The 340-nt window shown below is 60.0% G+C and carries 1 protein-coding gene; it reads left to right on the forward strand.

Annotation, left to right across the window (positions count from 1 at the left end; all coding sequences use genetic code 11):
* On the forward strand, window positions 1-340 hold a 340-nt coding region (locus Y882_RS20310; RefSeq protein WP_046973391.1), incomplete at both ends, for a hypothetical protein.

Here is a 340-nt window from a genome sequence, read left to right on the forward strand (position 1 = left end):
ATTATGCCGACTACACCACCGACTACGCTTCTTACATCACCGGTCACAAGGCTTACTACACCTATATCTTTCAGCGCGTAGGCACATCGGCAACTGGCGTGCAGCTGTTCTATGCACCGTTTGCACCGGCGGCTGATCCGGTTGACCCACTGTATGGCCAAGCCTTGTCCGCCTACCAGGCAACCCAGCAGTACCTGGATGCGAACAACATCTGGAATGGCACGATCAACCTGAGGGCGGGTACGGCGGCGCAGGGCGCGACGCCGGGCGGTGGCACGATCAGCATCAGCAGCGATCCGTATTACCAGGCGATACAGGCGCCGTTGTCCGCGCAGTCGGC

The sequence above is a fragment of the Dyella japonica DSM 16301 genome, assembly GCF_001010355.1.
Lineage (GTDB): Bacteria > Pseudomonadota > Gammaproteobacteria > Xanthomonadales > Rhodanobacteraceae > Dyella > Dyella japonica.